The sequence below is a fragment of the Oceanobacillus sp. HCA-5259 genome (genome assembly GCF_037892815.1).
Taxonomy (GTDB): domain Bacteria; phylum Bacillota; class Bacilli; order Bacillales; family Amphibacillaceae; genus Oceanobacillus; species Oceanobacillus indicireducens.
On sequence record NZ_JBBKBV010000002.1, the window covers coordinates 208,840 to 228,256 of the forward strand.

Sequence of the window (19,417 nt, forward strand, 5' to 3'; positions counted from 1 at the left end):
ATTTTTAACTCATATCAAACCACATTCCACCGACAAGAAAGCCAAGGCCTGTTTCCCAAAACCATAGAAATACTACCATAAAAAGAAACCAGGAAATTCTCCAAATTTTAGTAGAACCTACAAATTGAATAATGTAAAAGATGAGCCAAAATACCAATGAAGAACCAGTAATAAACCACATACCGGAACTTATTCCTCCCTCACCTATTCCTGCTCCAAATAAGGCTAAGAGATTAAACGACAGTAATAAAAGTAAAATAATAATGTTAAATATATGAAAAGCCCACTTACTCAATTAAATCACTCCCTCTATATACTTTAATTATCTCTCTAATTCGCAATTCCACAACATTTGCTATGATTCGGGGAGGAACAGCACTTTTAACTGGGGGGGAAATCGATGGATATAAGTGATGTTTTGGGCAGCACACAAGTTGTGGCACCCCCTTTTCGGAAAAGAAACTAGATACCATTACGCTAACTGAAAAGAGGAAACATATATTCTATTTAATCTATTATTCTAATAAATCTTATGCTATAATCTGTGTAACAACTACATAAGTATAGTGGTCGGCTAACCTCTTCCTATAGAAAAAAGGTGGTCTTCTTGTAAATCAGAGAATGAGATTCCTTGTCTTAAGAATAACGTATGAAAAAACTGGATGCAAGACAATTTTGTTCCATAAAAATACATAGATCTGTATGCATGTTATAGTATTTTCCCAACCGATAGACCCGAGCAATTCAAAATCCAAGCCCTTGATAAAAATGGCAACATCTTATCGGAAAGGTCTTACAGTAATTAAAAAGGGGCAGTTGTTATGAAACGTTTCTTATCTATGAACGAACCGAGAAGCGGATTAATTGTCAGCTATAACTGGATTTCTCAGAGCAGTAAAACAACATAGATTTGAGGTGGTTGCTCTCTGCTCCCCTATTTGATTTTATTTTTTAAATATTATGTTAGAATGAAAACTAACAACTAATTTTACAAGAAATGAGGTGAAAAAATGGCAACATATTACTCACTTGGAATAGTAAAAGATTTTACAGCAACGTCATTTGGAGCATTGTCCGAGAATGAATGGAAAAACTTCTTAAATGAACGGTTCGATTTAGAGCAATACAGCTTACATGTTGATGACAAGACTGTGAAAGGTACTTTGAAAGAGAATGTCTTCGAGGAGCATATTGCGGATTTTTATATGAAATTAGTTGCTATGATTGGAGACGACTATATTTTAAATTGGTATAATGCTCACCAGACGAATTTGGACAGTTATGAGCATTGGGTTACGGAATTAAGATGGAAGCAAGAAGGGATTCCTATTACGTTGACAAGTGAACTGGCATTGCTGTTTACGGAAGGAAAAGTTGGAGCTGAGGAATTTATTATAGAGCCAAAACTTATAAATTGGCTATTTAGACATGCAAACCTATCAAATAAATTAACGGGTTGTGTAATGAGTGGTATTGTTGGATGAACATAGCAACTCCCAAGCATTTTTTGTTCGTATTAACTTAGGTAGAGAATCATCATAATATAAGAAACCGCTCCATGCTGATCACATGAAGCGGCAAAGCGTGTAATAGCCCTTCAGGGGGCGACTCGCTGGGAGTAAGAAATAACTACCCTTCAGCTTGTGCGGCTTCAAGGGTGGTTATTTTCTCTTTTCTGACAATATAGCCACGAAGTCTTTAGATACGTTTCTATATTCAATTATTATTCGAACTCAGACTGAAACAAATTTATTTTGTTCCAGTCTGTTTTACTTTTTTCAATCTTTCTTCTGCAATCGCCTGTAATTTAAACTTTTGAATTTTCCCGGTTCCCGTCAGCGGCCATTCGGAGGCCTTCACAAACCAAATATGTCTCGGTATTTTAAAACGGGCTACACGTTCCCGGCACAGGTTTCTGATTTCTTGCTTCGAGCAGCTCCCCCCTTCTTTCAATTCAATGAACGCTGCACCAGTTTCAGTCGTTAACTTATCTGGCACACCAACAATGTATACTTGATTGACAGCAGGATGCATTGAAATAACGTCCTCTACCTCTTTTGGAGCTACGGTTTCTCCGGATACCTTGTAGAGGTCCTTACTTCTTCCTAATAGCCGGATATAGCCAATCTCATCAATGGTTCCTAGATCGCCGCTACGGACATAGCCTTCTTCATCAATCGCAAAAGCCGTTTCCTCCGGTTTTTTATAATAGCCTTTTGTTACAACGTTGCCTCGAACTGCTAACTCACCAACGGAGCCGCTTGGTAAGGTTTCCCCAGAATCTGGATCAATTACCTTGTATGTTACACTTTTATCTCCAAACTCCGGGTCTCCTGCTACTCCAGCTGTTTTCACCTTTCCAACAGTTGTCGATACAATTTCTAAAGGATCACCGATTTCTGTCAGCATTGTTGTAGAGGCTGCTTCCGTTCCCCCACAACCTGTACCAATCTCTGTCACTGCCAGCTCTTCTACTGCACGTTTCCACAGAGGAACTGGTGATGGAGCTGCACAACATAACAACGCATAGAGATGATTCAGTTTGGTATTTTTGATTTCCGGTCGATTCAATAAAGCTACCAGCATCGAAGGAACCGCCAGAAAATCATGCACATTGTATTTTTCCATCAATTCCAATGATTGCAATGGCTGAAAGGCCTGACAGGTAACCATCCCTCCCCCTAAAAAGGAGGCTGCAAATAAACCTTCTTGTAGAAAATAAACATGATACATCGGAAGCGGTGCATAAATTCGTCTTCCTGTTTCATAAGCCCTTGTATAACAAGTCGCAAATCCGGAACGCAGCATCATATCATCCGTAAGCATCACACCTTTTGGCAAACCGGTAGATCCTGACGTATAAATAATCGCAGCACAGGAATCAGGATTAGTTGTTTCCAGCATACGTTGATCAACAACCACATTCTCTACCGCTTCTGTCCCCTTTATAAAATAATTCCAATGTTGGTAAATTGCCGGAGCTTCTTCCTTCTTCATTGGAATACAAACAGCCTGTTTAAAAGGACTGTCCGCTTCCCTCTGAAGGGTTGCTATTACGCCTTTTAAGGATTCCGCGTGTTCTTTTTTATTTGCAACCTGATGTAAGAAAAGCCAGTTTGTATCCGATTGGCGAAGCATATAGGTCAACTCTTCCTTTTGAAGCTGTGTATTCAACGGAACAACAATAGCTCCAATCATCGAAGAAGCAATAAATAAAGCGATGTAATCTGGATCATTTTCCATTAAGATAGCGACATGATCATCCGGCTGTACACCCAGCTGAATCATTGCTTTGGCATAACGTCGTGACCTTTCCCAAATCTCTTCGTATGTCACAGTATCTTCCGGCATCATAATCAGCGGATAATCCCGATAATGTTGACATTGCTCCTTGAAATGGGCTGCAATTGTCTTTTTCTCCCATTTAGGATAAGCCAATTTTAATGCCTCTCTTCTTTGCTCTACACTTAATCGAGTTTCTTGCATCTTTATCCCTCCATTCACCCTTTCATTCATTAAGGAGCCTGCCAAATAAGAATTCCATTTTGACCGCCAAAGCCAAATGAATTACTCATCGCTGTTGTAATACGCTGCTTGCGGCTCTTATTCGGAATGATATCTAAAGGTGCTTGTTCATCACGAATATTAGAATGAAGTGTTGCAGGAAGTATCCCTGTTTCAAGTGCTCTGATGCACGCAATACTCTCAATCGCTCCGGCTGCACCAAGTAAATGTCCTACACTTCCTTTAATGGAGCTGACAGGTATTTCATCTAGCTTCTCCCCGAAGATAAGTCTTAATGCCTTCGTTTCTGCAATATCTCCAGCTGGTGTTGACGTCGCATGTGCATTAATATAATCAATATCAGCAGGAGTTAATCCTGACGAACGAAGCGCTCGCTCAATTGCCAATGCAGCGCTGGTTCCTTCAGGGTCTGGCGACGTATCATGATATGCATCATTGGAAGCCCCGTAACCTTTTAGTATTGCATAAATATGTGCCCCCCTTGCCTTGGCATGTTCTAATGGTTCTAGGACAAACAAACCTGCCCCTTCTCCCATTACCATTCCCGTCCGCTCTTTATCGAAAGGACGAGACCATGTCGAAAAGTCTTCCGGCCCTTTCGTTGCTAGTGCCCCCGCATCTCCTAATCCAGACAGAAATGCATTGGACCAAAGGCTATCTACTCCTCCAGCAAGAATATAATCTACATCATCTCAGAAAAACCAGTAAGCAGATTCTCCAATCGCATTCGCTGAAGCCGCACAAGCCGTTACATATGTATTAGATGGACCGCGAAAACCATATTGTATGGAAATCGTACTTGCCGCTGCATTGGGAATCGACTTGGAAATCATACGAGGTCCAACTCGTTTTGCACGCCCTGTTGCGAGCTTTTCCGAAGCCTGCTCTAGCGACTGAATACCGCCAAATGCTGTTCCAATCGCTGTTCCAATTCGATCTCTTTCCACGCCAGCTGCAAAGGATTCTCCATCACCTTTTAACAATTCTGCATCTTTTAGCGCCTCTTCGGCTGCAATTAATGCTAACTGTGTAAAATAATCCGTGTTTCTGGCAATCTTTTTAGAAAGAAAATCCGTTGCATGAAATTCTGGAACACGCGCACCAACCTTTGCCCACCTACGTAACTCCTCATCCGTCACTTCCGCTACAGCAGAACGATTGGCAATTAAATTATCCCAGAATGTCGATACACCCATTCCAAATGGAGAGGCAGCCCCCATCCCCGTTACTACAATCTCTATTTGTTTCATGATCACTGCTCCTTTGTATGAATTTTATGGTAATAAATGTTGCATCCTACTATTTTTCGTGATGAACAAAATTAGCAACCATTCAAAATCTATCATTTGTTAATTAGAACGATGATTATAGGTATAAAACTAGTATACTTCAAAAAAGCGCTTACTTCATTTTCATTGCCTATCATGAGGAGAGATTAAAAGAACTCGGGGATGGTTTACATTACAACTTTTTGACAAATAGAAACAGCTGGGGATTCAATAAACAGATGGGTTCGAGGCTATTTTCATCTCACTTTGACTGCAAAAGCCGGGGTTAAAAAAATAACTACTCTTCTGCTTGCGAGGCTTCAGGGGTAGTTATTTTCTTTCTTCTAACAATACAGCGATAATGAACTATTTTCCAGATTTAATATGTTTAAATAACTTTAGCGTGTCTGTTATTTGTGCCTGGTCTGGTTGACTAATATCTTCTAGTGGTGCTCCCATGACAATACTTATATACTCTTGATTTTCTACTACTCCGAGGGTTGCCCAACATTGCCCTGCTTCATAGGTTGTACCTGATTTCCCACCAATAATCTCAAACCCTTTTTGCTCCTCTTTATTCAGATAGGTAAGAACAGTTGATTCTAATAAAATTCCCTCAGGGTGATCAGGCGTTGATGTGGTTTGGAAGGTCTCTTTTGTAAAAATCGCTTTAAAATGACCGTTATCTAATGCATAATCTAAAAGTTTTGCCATATCATGAGCCGTTGTATATTGTTTTTTATCGTGGAGCCCATCTGGATTTGTAAAGTGTGTGTCCTCCAACCCTAGTTGGGCAGCCTTAGCATTCATCATCTGAACAAAGTCTTTTACATTTCCCGCTACATGAATGGCTAAGGAGTTGGCGGCTTCACCACCCGAACTTAGAATCGTTCCATACAGCAGATCTCGATAAGTGACTGCCTCTCTCCCGTAAAATCCTGCCATCGAAGCATTTTGATCAACCATATCTTGGTATGTTTCTACATCTATTGGGGTAATTTCAGATAAGTTATCAATATTTTCTAAGGCGACAATCGCTGTCATTATTTTTGTCAGTGAAGCAGGATATGTTTTAGAATGTACATTTTTTTCATAAATAGTATTCCCTGTTTCTCTATCAAACAGATAAATATGTGGGCTGGTATATCCATCATTACTTAAAGGAGAAAAATATTCATAAATTTTATCCCCTACTTTAAATAATACAAATATGATAACAACTGCAATGATTAAAATCTTTATAAATCTCGAGAGTTTTTTCATACTAGTATTCCTTTACATATTTTTTCCTATCGTATACCTCAACAAAAAAGCACCTTTAATTGATACATTTATTGTATCAAAGTAAAAATAAAAGGAAAGGCTCCTCTTCCATTGATTCTCGGTAAAACAATGGTAAAGGAACCTGTCCTTCATACTTTATTTAATATATAACAGAGACGAAAAACAAGATTAGATACTAATCATCTATCAAATTATTTATATCTTCCTCGGAGTGCCTTAAAGCCGCAAACCATTCTTCCACAAGCTTAACTCCATCAATCAGTTCAATATTTAATCCTCGTGCGTAGTGTCTTGCATTTTCGGTAAAAGATCCAGTAGTAATAACATAGCCACCAACCGCATCCCGTTTTACCATATTCGAATGAATGAGTGCAATCGGGTCAAAAGGCAAATCTTCTTCATAGCATTTTACTTGGCCTAGATATAATCCGGAACCAGTTGTATGTTCAAAATCCACACCTTGATCATTACTGGAAGGAGAAACCCAAATACTTCCGCCTCTACTTGTTTTCATAAGGTCCGCAACAAATGATTCAAAGGAAATAGGATCACCTTTAAGATAAATGCTAGAATAGTTTACCGGTTGTTCTGCTGATTCTGTTTTGAATCGTAAATACAACCCCATAGCAAGGGTCTTCTTCAATTCTTCACTTGCTTCGATATGTCGATCAATGAGCGAGTTTATCCGTTGGTGTTTCCTTTTTGTATAACGGAAATGAAGAAATGCAGCCAGTAGAACTAAACCGATAATTAACTCTAAAACTAACATCTTGTGTCACTCCCTAAACTATCATGTTAGTAATATTTATTAACATGATTGATAGGAAGTATACGGGGCATATTAATTAAATAATACTCTTATTCGCAACAGGCACCAACGCTGGAAGCATCTCATGTTTCAGGTTCCATAAAACTAATTGGTTTTTCTCCAGAATGACTTACATATTCACATGTACCAAGAAATGTAAATGGTGCAGTATAACCATATTATTTTTTATATTCCCTTACAAACAAGGCTATTTGATGTCCTTGCTTTTGATGATGTATATACCGCTCAGCTGTAGGACTTTCTTCTTTTAACGTACTTTGTGATTGCCAGTGAAACAACTTCTCATTGATTGCATAATCCTCAAGAGTTTCTATTGACAATAAGAATATAATCCTTTATTATGAGTATAGATAATAAAGAAATAGAATAACTCAAAGGAATTCCCACTGTAAAGTGTGAACACTCCTTTGGGTTATTTTTTATACTTTAACAAGTCATACATCGATATTAGTCGATTATAATAACTTTTATTATGTCCATCAAAAGAATCATACTTCGGCAATTCTTCAACTAAAAAATCCTTTATTTCTTTCAAATTCATATTATCTAAATTTTTAAAAATCCACAAGTATTTTCTTCTGCGGCTTGAGGTATAACTATCTGGGATATCTTTTAATGTATTCCCCTCTGGTACATTTCGCAATTCTTTTAATAGTGATTTATTAAGATAGTTACTTAATGTTTGCTTCTCTTCAAGGTAAGCTGTAACCAATTGACAATCATCAATTACAGTTTTACTAACACTCGTGCTGTACTTATAAATTGGAATATTTTGTTTTATTTTCAAATAATGCTGCTCATAGGTTCCTTTCAATAATCGTATCGCATCTAAGTTTTTATTATCTAATAATATATCTTCAAATATTTCAATTTTAGGTTTTACTCCATAGCCATATTCATTAATTTTGTTAATATTTCCTACCGCAATAGCCATCTTGTCAATACCTTGATTTGTTAATTGATTAAGGTCTTCCATCATAATAGTAATAATGGGTTCTTTTATTTGAACAGTTTCTGATGACTCGATTACAATATCTTTCACAATTCGCTTGACTTGTTTAATTGCACTAATGTTCATTGCCGGCATTAGGTTTGATAATTGCTTATATAGCTCTAAATAGTTATCTGTGCTTATAACTGTTACAGGGAAAGTGACTTGGGCTCCATCATATGATTTAGCAGGAAACATGTATTGTTGTTCAATTAACTCTACCTCTCCCTGCTTATAATCAACGATGAAAAAGTGACTTTTCAATTGTTTTATTTGCTTTTCTGTTAAACAACTTACAAGGTTCGTTAATGTATCTTGTACATTTGGATCCTCTATTGAATAACCTAGAAATACCACAGGGTTTTCACTTATTAATGTTAACAATTTCGCGCTAAAGAGTTTAGCATTATCCTTATAATGGTCATAGTCACGACTGGTAATGATTATATGTTCAGGATTAGTCGCACAACCATGAAGTTTGTACATTTCATCTATTTCCACCGACAACGAATTAAACAATTGATGCTGGCCTATGAAAATACTTTCATCTTTAAATTCAAGTATATCCTCAATAAGTTGATCATAATTTGTTGTAATAATGGAATGCATTTTTCCTCTTAGTTTTTTAAACCAATCAACCTCATCTTGCATTTCATCTATTATTTTATAGTTCTCAAATATTGAGGCTACGCATAATTTGAATGGTGATATTTCATCTTTTAACCATTCGGGATGCCTATCTATTAGGTCACTATTAAAATAATAATTATTAAATAATTTTTCCATTTCTGTAGCAATGAGCGCATTTAATTCACCAACTGGTATATCACGATTGTCAGAAGTGTTTCTTATTCTTGATTTTAGTCTAGAATAGTCGTTATCCGTTTTACCCATATAACTATATATTTGTTTTAACAGACCTTCCCAATCTGGAGAATCAATATATCTTTTACTAAGACCAGACCCTATGAACAATATTGGTAGTTTATGACCATTTATGAGGTGAACAAAACTCATTCTTAGCAGCTCCTTTTCCTAGAATTCAATAGCGAAATTGTTTCTTCGCTATTGAATATGGAAAGTTAGAATGGGAAGGCGGGCATGAGAGCATAATATACGTGGATCAACATCCCTTGATGCTTGATGCTTGGCGCTTAGCTCGTAAATCATGCCCACAGAGAATCCATATCAAATCAACTTTAATTCCATCTTCTAACTTTACTCCAAACATTAAATAGCGAAGATGCTTTATACTCTACCTAAACTTCCTCTTCAACTTCGGCACAATCTCCGGCAACGCCTTCATTAGTTCCATATTATGCTCTAATTGATTGCTTGTCTGCGGATGCTTAATAGAATTGTAGTCTACGGTTCTTGTGATGTCATCAATATAAGGGATTTCTTTTGGGTTAGCGGTTGAATAGGATTCTACCGACTTTTCAAATATAACTTCATCGATGCCCCACGTTTGGGAAATCTGATAAATTTCTGTGCGTAATTTACTTTGCTTCCATTCCTCATATGCCGCGTCAAAGTTCACATCACTCGATACATTCCCTGGCTCTAGTTCCTCTTCAACAAATTGCTTGAGTAGCTCGGCTTGTTCAAAGTCACCCATATTACTTAATTCTTCAATATGTTGATAAACAATCCGTAATGTTTCTGCGTCAACTGTTTGTTTTCCATCTGTTGAAATAGCTTTATCCCCGATTAATTGGATAATATAGTGAGCATCGATTTTTTGTGTACCAGCTAGCTTTGCTTCACCTAAAGGTAATACTGGTAAATCTTCTGGATCATCATCCTCGTTATCATCTCTTGTTACGTTACGATATGCACCGACATAACGCATCCATTCATGCTCCGTTATACCGAACACGTCGTCTACCCAAGTAAATTCATAATATTGTTGAATCGTATTTAACTGACCGTTTGCCTTTTTAAAAGCTTTTACAAAAATTTCTTTCGCCTCTTCATCTTTTTCTAAGGCTTGCCATGCGGTAGGATCTTGTAAAATCTGCATCACTTCTTGTGAATACTTTACAAATTCATCGACCGCTACAGGGTATGGCTCTACAATTGCTTTACTACTCTTTCCGCCACTACCATATAAAATTAATGCATCATTTACGGTTTCTTCCGTTATTCTTGGATACTGGAAATTGACAATCGAACCAAATTCCTTTTCTTTTCCATAAATACGATTTGTGCGTGAATATGCTTGAATTAATCCCTGTAATGCTAGTGTTCGGTCTACATATAACGTGTTAATAAATTTAGAGTCATAACCTGTCAGTAGCTGATCTGCTACAATTACGAGGTCAATATTTTTCGGATTCCGACCACTTCCACCGCGTGTTGCTCGTTCGACGACATCTTCATAATACGCATCTTCGCCTCGTCGTTTATCACCGTAAGCATATTCAATTCCAGTGAAAACGGCATAGTCTTTAAACATCGTCTGAATTAGTTCTGGGTCGGTAGGTTTTGTATCTGCATCTGTTCCAAAACTAAAGGTCATTGCTATGTTAATCGCAATATCATCTCGCTCGGCTAATTGCTTTTTAAATTCTTCATAGTAAGCTATTACGCGATGTTTAAATGCAACTGTTAAAATGGCATTGAAAAACTTATGCTGTGATTGGTCTTCCCAGTTGTTTAATATTTCCTCAACTACTCGCGGAATATGTGTCTCATCATGATAAAACAGCAATTTACGCTTTTTTGCTTCCTTTTCCACTTCTAACTCAGAAAGCTCATACACAAGGCGTTCAAGTTTTCTTCTTGGTACGTCTGGTTGTTCAGCTAATTTATCGTCAACAATTTGATCACGTAATCTATCATAACTTTCAAATTCTCCGGTATTTATATAGTCCACATGGAAGCCTAAGACGTTTTTATCTGCAATCGCTTCATCTATCGTATATTTATGTAATTCTGGTCCGAAAAGTTTTTCGGTTGTATTGATGAGCTCACTCTTTTCATTAATCATTCCTGTAATTTGGTTCTCGTCAAATAAAGGTGTTCCTGTAAACCCATAGAACAGTCCATTTTTCCGGAAGTAATTTTTAATGGTTACCATCATCTCACCCATTGTCGTTCGGTGGGCTTCATCAATAATAAAGACTAATTTTTTATTTGCTAAACTTTCAACACCCGCTTCAACTAAATCTTTCACGAGATTATTTAATTTAAATGTAGTAGTGACTACGATACCTGTGCTAGTAGATGATAAAAGTCTACGTAACTGATAGGTATGTGCTGTATCATCGACGGTTACCGATTCGTATTTTGCATACGCTTTGAAGTTATCACTCGTCCTCCTGTCGAGTTCCTTGCGATCTACTAAGAAGACAACTTTATCAAATCCTGCTCTAGTTGATAAAAATAAAGCTGTCTTAAAGCTCGTGATCGTTTTACCAGAACCTGTTGTATGCCAAACAAACCCACCATGAGGAACTTTATCATCATTATCCCACCCTAGTGCAGCACCTTCGATAGCTTGCAGAGCATGTACTTGATAAGGGCGTAGTAACATGTGTTTACGATTTTCCTCTTCTTTTGCTTCATCAATGACTAAATAATCACCAACCATTTGGTGTGCCATCGGAATCATTAAGAAGTGACTAATCACATCTTCCCAATGATTAATGGGTTGATTATATTTGTTTGCCCAATGAAAAACAAAACTTGGATTAAATGCCTGAATGGACTTCGGTGTTGCAAAGTAACGAGTAGCTACTTCCGATGTCATCACCATCATTTGGGAAAAGACAAAAAAATTGTTCACATATTCACCATCTGCATAATAACGTTTAAACTGATTAAATGCTTCTTCTAAAGATTTATCTGTACGCTTTTGTTCAATATTAATGAGTGGTAGACCATTAATGAGTAAAACAATATCAAAACGATTTCCGTTCGGTGTTTCTACTTCTCTAGCGATATTATAACTCGAATCTCCACCACGTACTTGTGCTTTTTTAAAGATTGTCAATGTAATTTGTTCGCGTGTAACGTCTGGTTGAGAATCCCGGTAAATACCATCAATTTTCCCAGTCGATTGCTCCATTGCTAAAATTTTTGCCGCTTCATAACTGTTATCAATTTGCGATACTTTTGCCATCACTTGAGCAAATTCATTATCTGTTAAAGGAACACTTTCCAAGACATCCGCATTCATTCGATTTAGTTCCTTGCGCCAATGATCAACTAAATCTTGTACGGTTACTTTTTGTTTATTTCCATCAAGAAAATCTGGCGCCATCCATTTATATTGTTGTAATTTAGCAACGAACTTATCTTGAAAAGTTTTCTCTGCAGCATTCTTTCTGCCATTACTCATGTATGTACCTCCTTCCTACACGAACATTTCTTCTAAATAGGCTTCTTTCATTTTCTTTAGTTTTTGTAGTTTTTTTTCTTCGGTAGCGATTTGATCATCTAAGTTTTTGAAAAACAACGATAACATTTCTAGCTCTTTTATATTATTAGGAATAAGTATTTCTATGTTTGACATTACATTATTCATAAGCTTTGGATTTCCAACCTTAGAAACATGTTTCCATGCCTCTAAGTCAAGTATTTCAGCGACAGCTTTACAAGCGTACCCTTCATTAGAAATAAGGACTCCATTAACGTTTGTGCTATAGAATTTACCTTCTCTGTAATTAACTGTACCCGCATTAGCTCCATCAGTAGTCCAAGTAATAGCTGTGTCAAATAAATAAGCAGAATAATAACCTAATAGACCATCATTTTGGGTTTGTGAGGAATATACCGGATAATGTGAATTCTTACTCTGTTTTTTTTCAATTTTTGTAGTTGATAGTACATTACCTCTTGTCACTTGAAATATATCCCCTACTTTTCGTCTTAACCATTCACTTTGAAATCCTTTAAACCTTCTTTTCGGTACAGTTTCGCCTTCTTGTGAGAACATTTCGGTTAAATAGGCAGACTTTAATGCTTTTACTTTAGCAATCTTCCGTTCTTGATTTGCAATTCTTTCATCTAAAATCTTAAAAAATTTACCGATTTTTTGTTGCTCACCAAATTCAGGTACATAAGAACCTAAATTTCCTAATGTTACCAGACCAATACGTTTTCTTGTTGTCCCTGTTGAATTCTCTAATGCTTTATTTCTAAAATTATCATGATTTATCAAAGTTAAAATGAAGTAATTGTTAAATTTACTTTTATCAACCTTTAATCTAATGCCATCAGATGCCATTAAATATTTACTTTCATCATTAGGGATTATAGCTGCTCTTGCCAAAGGTTCTGCCATTTTGGCAATAATAATATCATCAGGAAAAATTAAATTAGATGAAAGCGATTCAGCCTTTTCCTTCGAGGTATATATTTTATAACTATTTGAAAAAAAACCATCACCAATATTTTGGAGTTGGATGATCCGTATACCAGTTTCAGTATAATCTATTGATTTTAGATCAGAACCAAAAGGTCCCCCTGTATATGAATATCTATCCGATTCTTCCCTAAAATCCTTCAGTCTTAGTTCAAACCAGTTTTTATAATATCCCTTAAACCTTCTCTTCGGCACTAATCTCTTCTCTTCCATCATTCCGTCACCACCAATTCTGAAAGCATTGCTTCAAATTGTTCCTCCAGTGATTTACTTTCTTCTTCAATCGTTTTTAAAGTATCCGCATATCTTTCTTTTAACTCTTTCAATATATCCAGTTCATTTTTAAGTGGTACTTCTACAAGCTTTGTAATGTCGTCGATTAAATTACCAAACCATTTTTTATACATAAGCTGATTGATTTCTTCATTTGTTAAGTTCTCTATTCTTTCTTCCACTTGTTCGGTTAATACTTTTTCTTTTTCTTTAATTGCTTTGTTTAAAGATGATTTTTCATCTAATCGTTTTCTAACCTTTTCTAATAAAGCAGCTTCACTGGTGTCTTTCGCAACCTTTTTTAATTCTGCTTTTACTGCTGATAAAGTAAAGTCGTCTTCTCTAGCATTTAATGTGTCACCTAATGCTTCTGCTTCTTCACTTTCTTCCACTTTTGCCGCTTCAACGAGCTCATTTATTTCATCATGAATAGCTGCTAATGTCTCTTTTTTTGTTTCTACATCACGTAATGCTTCTGTATAGAGTTCCTTTAATATAAGTTCATTTGGAACAATTGCTCCTACCCAACCATCTTGCTCCGTTCGCTTCGTTTTACCGGAACCTTTTGTAACCATATTCGCTTCACGTGTTCGAGCAACCGTGTAAAAGTCGCTTATTGCAATTTTCTCTGCATCTCCTGCAAGTGTGTTTTCCCATAACTCTGCAATAATCTGATAACCATCATACGTACTAACGTGAGGAACTTGTTTTAATAACAGTTTAATTTCCGTTAACATTTCATCTTTTAACTGGTCAATAGCATTCACGTCAGGCACTGTTTTTAACTTTTCCCAATAGGTATCCATATAGGCTTTTGTTGCTTCTGTTAGTGATTTGATTTGTTTTTGTACGTTTTTATGAGTTAACACTTCTTCTGTTAAGTCTTTAACTGATTTTGTTAATTCTACGTAACCTGGACGTACTTCCGTAAATGCATTGTATAATACATCTTTCGTCATCTCGTTGAGCACTGCTAGATTATTAATTTGGCTTAGCGGGATGCCACCATATAAATGTGCGTCCACATCATGGGCAATATCTTCTTCTACCGTTTCAATATAACGTGGGATATTTAAATTATATTCATTTTCTTTGATGTCTTTTTTCGTTGCTTTATAACTATATCCCGCCTCACTTGTTCGTTCGATATATGTATCAACAATTTTAGCGATATCCTTCTCTTGTAATACATTTTGCTTTCCTTCTTTTACAAAGGATTTAGACGCATCAATCATAAGTACAGGATCATTTAGCGCTCGGTTCTTTTTCAGAATCATCACGATTACAGGAATCCCTGTATTTGTAAACAATTTGTCTGGCAACCCAATGATGGTATCAATATAGTTTTTATCTAATAATCGTTTACGAATTTCTCCTTCTGCACCACCACGAAATAAGACACCATGCGGAAGTACAATTGCCATCGTACCTTCTTGACCTAAGTGGAATAAACCGTGTAGTAAAAATGCATAATCTCCTTTAGAATCTGGTGGCAAAACCCCAGCAACTTCAAAACGTGGGTCTGTTACTTTTAAATCTTCCTGATTCCAATTTTTAACAGAGTATGGCGGGTTCATCACGACTGCATCAAACTGAACCCCTTCATTGGGGCGTTCTGGATCTTCAGGCCAATCGTGCCCTAAGGTATCGCCATTTTTAACGGTCATTTTCTCCGGCCTGACATCGTGTAATAATAAATTCATTCGAGTTAAGTTATAGGTAGCCGTATTTTTTTCTTGCCCGTAGTAATGAAGGTCTTTGCGGTTATCTTCTGTTAAATATCGGCTAACCGTTAACAGTAATGATCCTGAACCAACAGTAGGGTCATAGATGGAGTTTACTTTCGTCGTTTTGGCAACAATTTGTGCCATGACTTCACTGACTTGACGTGGTGTATAGAACTCTCCAGCTTTCTTTCCCGATTCCATCGCAAACTGACCGATTAAATATTCGTAAGCATCGCCTAATACATCCCCTTTTTGCAGGGCAACCATATTTAAGTCAGCGAATAGTTCAATTAGCTTACGAATGTTTTTACTTCGAGCGTTCAAGTTACTTCCTAATGCCGTGTCTGTTAAATCAATCGTTGAACTAGAAAAAAGTCCTTTAAAATCATCAATATCTCCAGTCGTCGCAACCGTCCGTTCGAAACTTTGTAAGCTCTCTGTTACTTTCTCTAATTCAAATGCGCCTTCCCGAATATCTTTTAACCACGTCTGATATAAGTATTTCGGTAAAACATAATATCCAAGGACATTCTGAATCATATGAATGAGATTGTCCCCGTAACTTTCATAAGCCTCTTCATAAGCTTGAACAACCTCTTCTTCGTTTCCTTTCACACCACTTGTTGTCATAAACGTTTCAAGTGTTTTATCACTAAGGAATTTATAGAACATGAGCCCTAGCATATAATCTTTATATCGACTAGCATCCATTGATCCTCTAAGGTCATTGGCACCGTCCCACAGTCTTCTTTTAATATCATCTGATGTAATCATTACGTTTCCTCCATGTTTGTAAACACATTCTTGATGTTGTCTTTTGGGATTAAACCTTCACACCTAAAATACTATTACTATTACTCTAACTGCACATTAAGGATTAAAATTCAAACAAAAACTTTCACCAAATCCCCCTGTATCTCCTCAAGCTGCCCAAAAAAGCTCTCCACCCTACTCTTCCCAACTCTCCGATACTTCCCAAGAATCAGCAACTCCTTCGGCAAATCCCGAACCTTATCAATCCCATCCTGATTCAACTGCTCAATCAACCCAGGCATACCAGTAAAATTCTCTACACTGATATCCACATTACCCAAGTCCTCCGTCACCACAATTTCACTAGACTTATAGAATAAGAACAACTCTCCTGGACGGCTGTTCATCAGCTTTTTCCTTCTAATTTCTTCCGCAACAAATTCCTTCAACTCTTTAAAGAATGTTTCGGAATGAGATTCGGTATAGCGCGTTACCCTTAAATGGAAACCTTCCAATGAATTCGGCAGTTCACTCATTATTCTAGCTTGTTGCTCTCCACCTAGACGAACCAAAAAACGCTCCGACTCTTCAAAACGCTGGGGAAGTAGAAATGCATCACGCAAAAAGTAGGGGATATCGATGGAGTCATCTCCATAGTGAATCGTACGCACAGGAATAAATCCAGGCTCTTCATTGAAAGCCTCCTGCAATAAAAGCCTGCCCTTCCTCTTCTTCCGTTCCTCTTTTTTATCTTCTGCAGTCAGCTCATTTTCTACAAATTCGACATCTTTCGGTTTCTCATGCGCAAGTGATTCCTTCAGCAAATCTTCAATTTTCTTGAAGCGCAGGGCCATCTCTTCTAACCCATAGGAATGCTCCTGTTTCATGATTGGATCCACATAATCTGGAACTACAATCGTATAGGATTCATACACTTCCACGAACCATTTCACAATCGTATGAATATGCTCCCAAGACGTGAGCGACTCCGAAAACCTGAATTGTCGTGTGTCATGTGCTGCCACGTTCCCTAATTTCCGAACCTCATGGAATGCATGTTTCACTTCTTCATTCAGCAACCCTTTATCATCCAAATTTTGAATCCGGGTTTTAATCGTTAAATACGGCTCATTGGGCATATTTTCGTGGATCATCACTTTTTCAAGCAATACCTCGATAAACGTTCTACTATGTGTCAACATCGAGCGCGGACTTTGGTAGATTGCTTTTTCCAGTTCGTTCAACGTCCTCGCCAATTCTTCTGATATATCTTCTAGAAACTGATAAAAATAACTTCCCATTCTCTGTTCTCCCTTGATGTAAACTAAAAACAAATTGCTGATATGTATGTATTTATGGATAGCAAGTTTTAATTTTGTGGGGTATGTATTACTACCTATATCTTACCAGATTTGTTGCTTTCCAGCGAACGAATTTTCGTATAGGTAAAGTTGAAGTTGATCTATATTGTCATTTCAAACATGTAAAATCATCTGCTACAATAATCACTACCACAAGTGGCATCATTATGTATAGAATTTCTGATTATCATGCTACCAAGTTGGAACCACTCACTTTTGTGGAATTAAATATGAAAGAAAAAGACATCGAGGAATTGCTAAGGCAAAATATTGAAATAACTCGTAACGGTGAAGAATTGATGCTGATTGTCGGAAAGAAGTAAGGAATGCGGAAGGGGGGCAGTGACTTGACCGCAATTTATAACAGGGGATATTGTATTAATTGAAATTAAGCGTGAAAAACAAGATATTTTAAACCTCTCAGAAGCCTTTGAATTTCAAGCGATTCGTTATGCTACCAGTGACACAACGATCTAAGAACCGGAAAACCTGGTGAATAAAGTTTTACTTCTTATATTGACAAGGAACTTATATGTTAAACACCTATCCTTTGCCTATTTTATTTTGAATAATTGTTTTATAAACCAAAATGGTCCTGCTTTTTTCATTTTTATGGCTTCGATAATGTACTTGTTCTTCTGTTTTACTTTTTGTGTATAGGGAGAATCGTCAACTCTTCCAAACTTTATATATTTTGCCGTTTTTTCTTTTTGCATACTTGTCACCTCTTATGTTAAGGTATGCAAAAAGTATGTCACTTATGAAATTAATAAGAAAAAACACTCAAATTTCTTGAGTGCTGCCTTAATTACATTATTTTTACTTTTTTCCCTTGCTTTTCCCTACTTTTATAAGCATCAATATATGCCTGATTTCTGTTTTTTACACGCCTACTAACAGGACTTAATCCGACTTTACCCATCTTTATACCAGATGCGCTCTTATAAATTTGTTTTTTATTCTTACCCATCTACATCTGCCTCCTTTGGTTGTACTTCAACCATTAGCGAATAGGTGATAAACAATAGATTAATTGCTTGAACATCCGTTTCGGTGATGTTTTTCGTTTCATTTAATGGAGTACCCTTTAACACATACTTTTTATCATAGATATATAATGGATGTAGGAAGAAGTTTTCCTTTGGATGAAAATAGGTTAAGTCCTTACTCAACCATCTTCTCATCTTGAACCTCTGGCTAACATCCTTTTCCACATCCTTAATTTCTTCATCCGTACTGTATGGAATGATGTCAATCATTAAATTCTCTAAAGAAGAATATTCCTGTATCAACTCTTCAAACTTTTGTGTATAAGATACCTCATCTTCAGTATACGACACAAACTTATGGTCATGCAATACAACTGTTAAATTGTCTATTTTAGCTTTTGCTTGATTCAATAATTCTTGAGTTTCCGCTATCGCTTCTTCTACCTCTGGATGTTCTTTTAGCTCATTTCCCCCAAATTTTGAAACATAAAGATTTAGAAATATGAAAGAATCAATGAGAAAGAATCCAATTAATACTATTAAATATTGCTCCCAGCGAATAAATAAACTTTCTGGATAGGAATTGATAAATACTAATGAACCTGCTAGGAAGACAAAGTACCAAGTTGCTCTTACTTGCTTTATATAAAGGGCAGCTAGTTTTGGCTTCTTCCATAGCCCAACAATATAAATACCTAAGAAGATAACTATTACAATGGAACAAACAAGAAGTACTGTATCCATTTGCTCTCCCCTTTCTTTTTAATTTGATTATTACATAAACTCGTTTTACTCATTGGAGAGATTCTGCAATCAGCATAGATTCCAGATGATTCCAGCCGTCCGATTGCCCCATTTATGCCATCTTTTTGATTCACCTTGACAAGGAAATGATCCAGCTATGACAGAGGTGTTCCACTTGTGTAAATATCCACATTATCACAGATTCACATTAGCACAGTATTCCGGCTTGGAAAATACTAACAAAAGTCCGTGACACGGCTTTACATGGAGAAGTGGGCATGGTAGGCTATAAGCCTTGTGAA

General features: G+C 36.7%; 15 protein-coding genes and 2 pseudogenes. 2 read left to right on the forward strand and 15 right to left on the reverse strand.

The window, feature by feature from the left end; all coding sequences use genetic code 11:
• Positions 1-4: 4 nt before the first annotated feature.
• On the reverse strand, positions 5-295 hold the full coding sequence (locus tag WKU33_RS02220; protein WP_336252172.1) for a hypothetical protein: 291 nt from the start codon (positions 293-295) through the stop codon (positions 5-7).
• Positions 296-1,010: 715 nt separating this feature from the next.
• On the opposite strand from WKU33_RS02220, the gene WKU33_RS02225 reads away from it, so the two are divergent.
• The gene (locus WKU33_RS02225; protein ID WP_340452965.1) at positions 1,011-1,484 is read left to right on the forward strand and encodes a hypothetical protein; all 474 of its coding nucleotides are present in this window, start codon (positions 1,011-1,013) and stop codon (positions 1,482-1,484) included.
• A gap of 265 nt (positions 1,485-1,749) precedes the next feature.
• On the opposite strand, the gene WKU33_RS02230 is transcribed toward WKU33_RS02225, so the two are convergent.
• The 11 genes and pseudogenes from WKU33_RS02230 to WKU33_RS02280 form a co-directional block, all read right to left on the reverse strand.
• A complete protein-coding gene (locus WKU33_RS02230; RefSeq protein ID WP_340452968.1) occupies positions 1,750-3,486 on the reverse strand; it encodes a class I adenylate-forming enzyme family protein in 1,737 nt (578 codons plus the stop codon).
• A gap of 29 nt (positions 3,487-3,515) precedes the next feature.
• Positions 3,516-4,043: a beta-ketoacyl-[acyl-carrier-protein] synthase family protein gene (locus tag WKU33_RS02235; protein ID WP_340453020.1), complete on the reverse strand. Its 528-nt coding sequence runs from the start codon at positions 4,041-4,043 to the stop codon at positions 3,516-3,518.
• Positions 4,026-4,775 (reverse strand): annotated as a pseudogene (locus WKU33_RS02240) (beta-ketoacyl-[acyl-carrier-protein] synthase family protein); the annotation flags it as partial. The pseudogene WKU33_RS02240 and the gene WKU33_RS02235, both read right to left, overlap by 18 nt.
• Positions 4,776-5,159: 384 nt before the next feature.
• Positions 5,160-6,056 (reverse strand): D-alanyl-D-alanine carboxypeptidase family protein, encoded by an 897-nt coding sequence (locus tag WKU33_RS02245; RefSeq protein WP_188859364.1) that lies wholly within the window; start codon positions 6,054-6,056, stop codon positions 5,160-5,162.
• Positions 6,057-6,252: 196 nt separating this feature from the next.
• Positions 6,253-6,846 carry a restriction endonuclease gene (locus tag WKU33_RS02250; protein WP_340452970.1) on the reverse strand — a complete coding sequence of 198 codons (594 nt, stop codon included), beginning with the start codon at positions 6,844-6,846 and terminating at the stop codon, positions 6,253-6,255.
• Positions 6,847-6,922: 76 nt separating this feature from the next.
• Positions 6,923-7,208 (reverse strand): annotated as a pseudogene (locus WKU33_RS02255) (DUF3427 domain-containing protein); the annotation flags it as partial.
• Between the two features lie 110 nt (positions 7,209-7,318).
• On the reverse strand, positions 7,319-8,914 hold the full coding sequence (locus WKU33_RS02260; protein ID WP_340452972.1) for an SIR2 family protein: 1,596 nt from the start codon (positions 8,912-8,914) through the stop codon (positions 7,319-7,321).
• A gap of 238 nt (positions 8,915-9,152) precedes the next feature.
• Positions 9,153-12,242, reverse strand: coding sequence for a type I restriction endonuclease subunit R, EcoR124 family (locus WKU33_RS02265; protein ID WP_340452974.1), 3,090 nt, complete (start codon positions 12,240-12,242; stop codon positions 9,153-9,155).
• Between the two features lie 15 nt (positions 12,243-12,257).
• Complete coding sequence (locus WKU33_RS02270) at positions 12,258-13,484, reverse strand: restriction endonuclease subunit S (protein ID WP_340452976.1); 1,227 nt, start codon at positions 13,482-13,484, stop codon at positions 12,258-12,260.
• On the reverse strand, positions 13,481-16,042 hold the full coding sequence (locus WKU33_RS02275; RefSeq protein WP_340452978.1) for a type I restriction-modification system subunit M: 2,562 nt from the start codon (positions 16,040-16,042) through the stop codon (positions 13,481-13,483). Before WKU33_RS02275 ends, WKU33_RS02270 begins: the two co-directional genes overlap by 4 nt.
• 110 nt (positions 16,043-16,152) lie before the next feature.
• Positions 16,153-17,322 carry a DUF4145 domain-containing protein gene (locus WKU33_RS02280; protein WP_340452980.1) on the reverse strand — a complete coding sequence of 390 codons (1,170 nt, stop codon included), beginning with the start codon at positions 17,320-17,322 and terminating at the stop codon, positions 16,153-16,155.
• Between the two features lie 227 nt (positions 17,323-17,549).
• Between WKU33_RS02280 and WKU33_RS02285 the strand changes: the two genes are divergently transcribed.
• Positions 17,550-17,705 carry a hypothetical protein gene (locus tag WKU33_RS02285; protein WP_188859372.1) on the forward strand — a complete coding sequence of 52 codons (156 nt, stop codon included), beginning with the start codon at positions 17,550-17,552 and terminating at the stop codon, positions 17,703-17,705.
• A 231-nt stretch (positions 17,706-17,936) separates the two neighbouring features.
• On the opposite strand, the gene WKU33_RS02290 is transcribed toward WKU33_RS02285, so the two are convergent.
• From WKU33_RS02290 to WKU33_RS02300, 3 genes are all read right to left on the reverse strand, one after another.
• Positions 17,937-18,098 (reverse strand): hypothetical protein, encoded by a 162-nt coding sequence (locus WKU33_RS02290; RefSeq protein WP_340452983.1) that lies wholly within the window; start codon positions 18,096-18,098, stop codon positions 17,937-17,939.
• A 92-nt stretch (positions 18,099-18,190) separates the two neighbouring features.
• Positions 18,191-18,352: a hypothetical protein gene (locus WKU33_RS02295; protein ID WP_188859385.1), complete on the reverse strand. Its 162-nt coding sequence runs from the start codon at positions 18,350-18,352 to the stop codon at positions 18,191-18,193.
• Positions 18,345-19,115 carry a type II toxin-antitoxin system SpoIISA family toxin gene (locus WKU33_RS02300; protein WP_340452985.1) on the reverse strand — a complete coding sequence of 257 codons (771 nt, stop codon included), beginning with the start codon at positions 19,113-19,115 and terminating at the stop codon, positions 18,345-18,347. Before WKU33_RS02300 ends, WKU33_RS02295 begins: the two co-directional genes overlap by 8 nt.
• Positions 19,116-19,417: the final 302 nt, after the last annotated feature.